Source organism: Actinoplanes campanulatus (assembly GCF_014647795.1).
GTDB classification, from domain to species: domain Bacteria; phylum Actinomycetota; class Actinomycetes; order Mycobacteriales; family Micromonosporaceae; genus Actinoplanes; species Actinoplanes campanulatus.
On the sequence record NZ_BMPW01000028.1, the window covers coordinates 99511 to 105510 of the forward strand.

General features: G+C 70.7%; 10 protein-coding genes. 9 read left to right on the top strand and 1 reads right to left on the bottom strand.

The window, feature by feature from the left end:
- The first annotated feature begins 39 nt into the window (after window positions 1-39).
- From IEZ13_RS39775 to IEZ13_RS39810, 8 genes are all read left to right on the top strand, one after another.
- On the top strand, window positions 40-207 hold the full coding sequence (locus IEZ13_RS39775; protein ID WP_183226664.1) for a hypothetical protein: 168 nt from the start codon (window positions 40-42) through the stop codon (window positions 205-207).
- A gap of 10 nt (window positions 208-217) precedes the next feature.
- Window positions 218-595 (top strand): tetratricopeptide repeat protein, encoded by a 378-nt coding sequence (locus tag IEZ13_RS39780; RefSeq protein WP_268240195.1) that lies wholly within the window; start codon window positions 218-220, stop codon window positions 593-595.
- Window positions 596-640: 45 nt separating this feature from the next.
- Window positions 641-1027, top strand: coding sequence for a hypothetical protein (locus tag IEZ13_RS39785; protein WP_183226663.1), 387 nt, complete (start codon window positions 641-643; stop codon window positions 1025-1027).
- Window positions 1028-1063: 36 nt separating this feature from the next.
- Window positions 1064-1519, top strand: a complete 456-nt coding sequence (locus tag IEZ13_RS39790) for a hypothetical protein (RefSeq protein ID WP_183226662.1) — start codon at window positions 1064-1066, stop codon at window positions 1517-1519.
- Window positions 1507-1926 (top strand): hypothetical protein, encoded by a 420-nt coding sequence (locus tag IEZ13_RS39795; protein ID WP_183226661.1) that lies wholly within the window; start codon window positions 1507-1509, stop codon window positions 1924-1926. The genes IEZ13_RS39790 and IEZ13_RS39795 overlap by 13 nt, the downstream gene beginning before the upstream one ends.
- Window positions 1927-2055: 129 nt before the next feature.
- Complete coding sequence (locus IEZ13_RS39800; protein ID WP_183226660.1) at window positions 2056-2244, top strand: (2Fe-2S)-binding protein; 189 nt, start codon at window positions 2056-2058, stop codon at window positions 2242-2244.
- Window positions 2245-2298: 54 nt separating this feature from the next.
- Window positions 2299-2781, top strand: a complete 483-nt coding sequence (bfr, locus tag IEZ13_RS39805) for a bacterioferritin (RefSeq protein WP_183226659.1) — start codon at window positions 2299-2301, stop codon at window positions 2779-2781.
- A 78-nt stretch (window positions 2782-2859) separates the two neighbouring features.
- Entirely contained in the window at window positions 2860-3246 is a 387-nt protein-coding gene (locus IEZ13_RS39810) for a hypothetical protein (protein ID WP_183226658.1), read from the top strand.
- A gap of 42 nt (window positions 3247-3288) precedes the next feature.
- Here the strand turns inward: IEZ13_RS39810 and IEZ13_RS39815 are convergent, their stop codons facing one another.
- Window positions 3289-4362, bottom strand: coding sequence for a rhamnogalacturonan acetylesterase (locus tag IEZ13_RS39815; protein ID WP_203834064.1), 1074 nt, complete (start codon window positions 4360-4362; stop codon window positions 3289-3291).
- 644 nt (window positions 4363-5006) lie between these two features.
- Between IEZ13_RS39815 and IEZ13_RS39820 the strand changes: the two genes are divergently transcribed.
- On the top strand, window positions 5007-5897 hold the full coding sequence (locus IEZ13_RS39820) for a hypothetical protein (protein ID WP_183226656.1): 891 nt from the start codon (window positions 5007-5009) through the stop codon (window positions 5895-5897).
- Window positions 5898-6000: the final 103 nt, after the last annotated feature.

The following is a 6000-nucleotide window of genomic DNA, read 5'->3' on the forward strand; positions in this document are numbered from 1 at the left end:
GTAGATTGGTGCCATGTCGGGCGGCCGGCCACCGCGCGGTTGCGGAGGGCGGGCGACCTGCTGGAAGCGGCGACGCCACTCGGCGACCCGGGACCGCTGGACGAGTCCATCGACTTCGCCCGGGCCGTCCTGGCCGCCGTCCCCGCGGATCATCCCCACCGGACCCGTGCCCTGATCAACCTCGGCGTCGCTCTGCGGCACCGGTGATGCCACACCGATCGGTTACCCCGCTCGCGTCAGCTACGCCGCCGATCTCGGCAGGGCGCTCTACATGCGATTCGAGCGGCACGGCGACCCGTCCGATCTCGAGGAGGCGATCGCCACCGGACGGCGGGTGGTGGCGGATTCGCCCGTGGACCATCCGGATCGCGCCACGATCCTCGCCAACCTGGGTTGCGCGCTGCACAGCCACGCCGAGCTGGACGAGGCCGTCACGGTGCACGAGCAGGCGGTTCGCGCCACTCCCCCGGACGATCCCGATCTCGCGGGACGCCTCACCGACCTCGGTGGCGCGTTCATCGCCCGGTTCCAGCTCACCGGGGCGCGTGGCGATCTGCGCACCGCCGTCCGGGTGCTCCGGAAGGCCACCCGGTGAACGCTCGCGCCGATCGTCAACCGGGTCGACGCCGCGACCGGCCGGGTGCGGGTGGTCACCGGCTCCACCGTGCCGCACACGGCCGTCACCGCGTACACCGCGGCGATCCGGCTGCTGCCGCTGCTGGCGTGGTGGGGAATCGACGGCCACGACCAGTGGAGTCTGCTGCACGCCTATGCCGGTGACCTGGTGCCCAACGGCGCCGCTGCGGCGCTGGCGAAGCGGCCGGGGCCGGCCACCGAACTGCTGGAGACGGGCCGGGGTGTGTATTGGAGTCAACTGTTGAACACACGTACCGATCTGCGGGCTCTTGCCGAGCGGGCCCCGGAGCCGGCGGCGCGGCTCGCCGCCTGCCGCGCCCGTCTGGAGGGCGTTCCAAACCTGGATCAAAACCCGGCGACGGTACGGCGGACGCGCTCCGATCGAGGATGACATCTACGATCGTGAACCGATCCGGGAGGTGCACCCATGGCGGAACTGGCGCCGACCGCGGCGGAGACCGTGGCCGTCACCGTCTGGGTGATCGCCCAGGTGGTGGCGACGCTGGGGCTGCTCGGCGGTCTGGCCCTGCTGCACCGGAGCCGGGCGCCCGCCGCGAAACGCGCCACTCCCGGCCTCTACGTCCTGGCCGCCGCCGGGACGGTGGCCCTGACGCTCGCCACCCGCGCCGACTTCGCTGGCACCGTCTCCGGTACCCGCGTCACCCTGTCCGAGCTGCGGATCTACTGGGTGGCGTACCTGATCGGCTCGGGGCTGCTCACCGTGCTGACCTGGGCGCCGCTGGTGCGGCGGCACGTCCTGCGCCTGGTCGCCGGACCGTCCGCGCTGGTGGCCGGAACGCTGCTGCCGGGTCTGCTGCTGACCCTCTACACCCGGATCCAGCAGGCCGACGCCCGGCGGGCGGCGGCGGTTTGCCCACGCTGAAACCGACCGGGGACGTGTCCGTCGGCGACTTCGGCGTACAGGCGAAGCTCGGCTGGATGCTCGCCTTCACCGGTACGGTCCTGCTGATGCTGGTGGCCGCACTGCTGGTGGCGGGCCGGTACGAGCTGCTGGTCGCGGGGATCCTGGCGGTCGCGGTGACCCTGCCGGCCATGCCGGCGCCGATCTGGATCGCGGTGGCGTGGTTGCTGGCCTCGATCGACTTCGACGTCAACCTCGCCCGTGCGCTCAGCCGTGACGGGTTCACCCTCACCTCGCGCCGGCTCGGGCTGTTCGCGTACCTGTTCCTGGTCGCCGGCATGGTGGCGGTTCCGGTGGTTTCGGTGCGCGCCTGGTGGACGGCCGCGTTGCGGAACGAGCCACGACCGTGGCGGCGCCACCCTGAGTGACCTGCGTTAATGGCCGATTCTGATCACAGTCCCTGGAGGGCCAAACTCGGCGGCCTCATCTTGCAGGTCTTCGATTTTTAGGGCAGCCTAACCAACGTAAGGCTAGGCTTCTCGAAGGATCGGCGCTCGATGTACGTCTGCATCTGTTATCACGTTCGCGAGCGTGAGGTCCGAGCTGTCATTCAAGACGGTGCGAGGACGGAGGAAGAGGTCGGGGACGCCTGTGGCGCCGGTACGGGCTGCGGCAGCTGTCTTGACCGAATTTGTGAGCTGATCAAGGAGGAATCCGCGGACACACGCCTGCCCATGGTCGCTTAGCGTCACGGGACGCGTACGATTGACCCCAGTTAGCCATAACTGGGGGTATTTGGCATGCAAGGCGACGCCCGCGTCATCGAATTCCTGAACGAGCAGCTCACCGCGGAACTCACCGCGATCAACCAGTACTTCCTGCACTACAAGATGCAGGAGAACTGGGGACACGGTGTGCTGGCGAAGCACACCCGGCACGAGTCCATCGACGAGATGCGCCATGCCGAGATCCTGACCGACCGGATCCTCTTCCTCGAGGGCCTGCCCAACTACCAGAAGCTGGGCGTGCTGCGGATCGGCGAGTCGGTCAAGGAGCAGTTCGAGTGCGACATGAAGATCGAGGTCGAGGCCGTGGACCGGCTGCGCCGCGGCCTGGAGTACATGCGCTCGATCGGTGATGTCACCTCGGCACGAATCTTCGAGGACATTCTCGCCGACGAGGAACACCACGTCGACTACCTGGAGACCCAGCTCGGTCTGATCGAGAAGCTGGGCGAGCAGCTCTACCTCCAGAACGTCACGGAGCACCCCGAGCCGGCGTGACCGTCAGGCCGCCGCCCGGCTCACCACGAGCGCGGCCGGGGCGGCGGCCACTACCGTGGACGCCTGGAAATCGCCGGGGTGGTCGTCGTCGCCGTGGTCGCGGCCTACTTCAACTACATCCCGATGCGCGGCAAGCTTCGGCCGGTCCGCAAGGATCCCGCCACTGTCCAGGCCGACGTGCTGAACCGGCCCTACGACGCGTTCCTCTACCGCGTCCCGGAGGACTCCGCGCTCGCCGAACAGATCGCCCGGCATCTGCGCGGTCGCGGCCTCCGGGTCTTCCTGGCCCCGTGGATCGACCTCGGCGCGGTCCAGACCGCGGCGAAGGAGGCCGCGACCCTTGCGACCCGCTCAACCCTTGCGGCCCGCTCCGGATGGGCACCGGGCCGTGCGGACCGGGGACAGTGGCGTCGATCATGGCGGAGCCGTCGTCTCGTGACGATGCGTCGGGTCGCCCCGCGTTGATCACAGTGCAACCCGACACAGATCGCGTTTCTATGAAACGTTTTAACCCTCAAGGGGCACACTGGGCCCACGCAAAGAGGCATGCGGCAACAAACGCAGTTCCGCGAGCCGGGCGAGCACGAGCAGGCCGATCCGATCGGCCCCGTACTCGGAGAAGTGGGTGTTGTCGCGTAGCTCGTTGTAGAGGTAGATCGGCTTGGACCCCTCGACGCCGAGGCCCTCGACGAGCGCCGCGCTGTCCGCGGTCAGGTCGATGTAGGGCACGGCCTGCTCGCCTGCGACAGCGGCCATCTCCGCCGGCAGGTCCACGCCGAGACCGTTCGTGTGCCGGGCCACCGCGTCCAGATGCCCGCTCGCGTCGAAGCGGCGCCGCACCGGCGGGCTCACCAGCACCGGCTTCGCATGCAGGGCACGCAGCTCGGTAATCATCCGGGTGAGGTTGGCGCGATAATCCTCGGCGGTCGTGGTCTTGTCGTTGTGGCCGAATTGCAGCAGCACCACGTCGCCCCGCCCGACCCGCGGCAGCATGGCGGCCCAGAGCAGCGGTTCGGCGAGGAAGGACCCGGTGCTCTCGCCGGAGTCGGCGTAGTTCGCCACGGTCACACCTCGCCGCAGGTGCTGCGGGATCGCCTGCCCCCAGCCGGTGTAGGGGAAGGTGTCCTGGTCGCAGACCGTCGAGTCGCCGGCCAGGAACAGCGTCGGGCCGTGGCGCCGGGCCGGGCGCACCGTGACCCGCTCGACCCGCGGCGCGGAGCCGGTGAAGGTCAGCGTCAGGCCGGGAGTGCCGGAGGTGACCTTGGTCGGTTCACCCTCGGGTTCGCGGACGTCGACGGCGAAGGAGCGGTGGGCGTACCGGCCGGCCTCGGTGGCGATCTCGCCGAGCATCATCCGGCGGGCCTCGGCCCGGACTCCGGTGACGGCGGCCTCGTCGGCGCTGCCGAGGACGACCGAGACGTCGTACACACCGGGGACGACATCGAAGTGGCAGACGATCGGCGCGGCGCCGGAGCAATCCCCCGGAATGCCGCGGGGGCCGCCGGCGTGGGCCGGGCCGGCTACACCGCCGACAGCGGTGACGGCGGTCAGCGCCAGGTCGAGCGATCGTGATCTCCGCACCGGTTCTCCTCTTGACGGATGACACAGGCAGTGAATCGTTTTACCGCGCTGCCATGCAAGCAGGCACATCGACATCCGTCAACAGATGCACCGGGACGTGGGCCGGCCGCCGCTCAGTTGATCAACGAAGGCGGTCACTGGGGGATTTCGGGCGACCGCCGGTCTTTTGCCACCGGACCCGGATGAGCGAACCGGAATCGGCGGGCCGGCCCGCGCGGAGGCACGCGTGGCGTGCACAACGGCAGCGCGGGGCCGCGGGGACGGGCAGCGCGGGGCCGCGGGGACGGGCAGCGCGGAGCCGCGGGGACGGGCAGCGCGGAGCCGCGGGGACGGGCAAGCGCAAAGGCATGCGGAATGGCAGTACGGGGCCATGCGGACGGGGGCAGAGGCGTGTGGAACGGCAGTGCGGCGCGCGCGCACGGACAGCGCGGGGGCGCCCGGAACGGTAGCGCGGGGCGGCGGGGCCGGACGGGCGTAGATATGATTCATGGCAGGCGGTGCGCCCGCCCGAGCCCACGGGTGGCCGGCCCACGCCCGGTCGCCCATCAAGGGCCAAGAGTCCGCGACTCAGCGCCGTTCGATCCTGCCCCGGCGCCGTTATGTCGCCCGTCCGTGCAGGGCGTGGGACTGCTCCGGAGACGACCATGGTTGAGAAGCATCCCCGGCGGGCTCCCCGGCAGGGCCGGGCCCGCAAACGAGCCATCCGTGCCCAGGCCGCCCTGACCGGTGTGCGGTATTCGGTGGCCGCCCGCCAACTGGAGGCGACCGGCCTGCGGCCGGGCGAGACCGTGGCCGGCAGCGGCCGCACGATCTATCCGTTCACCGGTGACGAGCAGCGGCACCGTCTCATCGAGGCCCGCGCCCGGTGGGCTTTTGAGGAGCGGCTGGCCGACAGCCGGCGGGCCGCGTTGCTGCCGGACGGCCGCGCGCAGCATCTGGTCGAGCGGTTCCCGACGACCGGGTCGCTTTACCACGGCGAGGACCGCGCAGAACTGCTGTCGATGCTGTACATGGCGGTCGTCTTCGAGTCGCCCGCGCTGCTGCCGGAGCCCGGTTTCCTGGCCTGGGTGGCCGAGATGGGCGAGGAGACCACTGTCGACATGGAGTGCGCCGCTCTCGACCGGGCGGCCCGTGCGCTGCTCGACCGGAAGCCGGGCGAGCTGTGGCCGGTCCTGGAGCACGCGGTGGCCGCCAGCCGTGACGGCGCCGACTGGCACATGCGGCAGGTCGGCATCCGGCTGGCCGCGTTGAGCCAGGTCCTGTGGGCGACCCACCCGGAGGCGCCGGTCACCGGCGTGGCGCAGACGCTCGACGCGGTGCTGATGGTCGCCGACGACGGCCACGCCCCCGGCACCCGGGTGCGGCTGCAGACCGGGCCCTACCAGGGGCTGCGTGCCATGATCGTCGGCGCGGTGTGGGGCGCCGCCGGTCCGCCGGTGGCCTACCGGGTCCGCCGGGAGCGGTCCGGCCACACGCTGACGATGGCACCCGACGACCTGGTGGTGTTAGCCGGGCAGGAGCTCCTCCCCCACTGACTCGATGGGGGCCGCGCAGCGGAAGACGAGCCCGGCCCGATCGTCGTCGCAGTCCACGACGACGATCTGGCCGGGGCGCAGCTCGTTGAAGAGGATCTGCTCG

Excerpts from the sequence above, each read along its gene's own strand:
- IEZ13_RS39790 (WP_183226662.1), top strand. The coding sequence starts at position 1,064 with ATGGCGGAACTGGCGCCGACCGCGGCGGAGACCGTGGCCGTCACCGTC.
- IEZ13_RS39800 (WP_183226660.1), top strand. The coding sequence starts at position 2,056 with ATGTACGTCTGCATCTGTTATCACGTTCGCGAGCGTGAGGTCCGAGCT.
- bfr (WP_183226659.1), top strand. The coding sequence starts at position 2,299 with ATGCAAGGCGACGCCCGCGTCATCGAATTCCTGAACGAGCAGCTCACC.
- IEZ13_RS39820 (WP_183226656.1), top strand. The coding sequence starts at position 5,007 with ATGGTTGAGAAGCATCCCCGGCGGGCTCCCCGGCAGGGCCGGGCCCGC.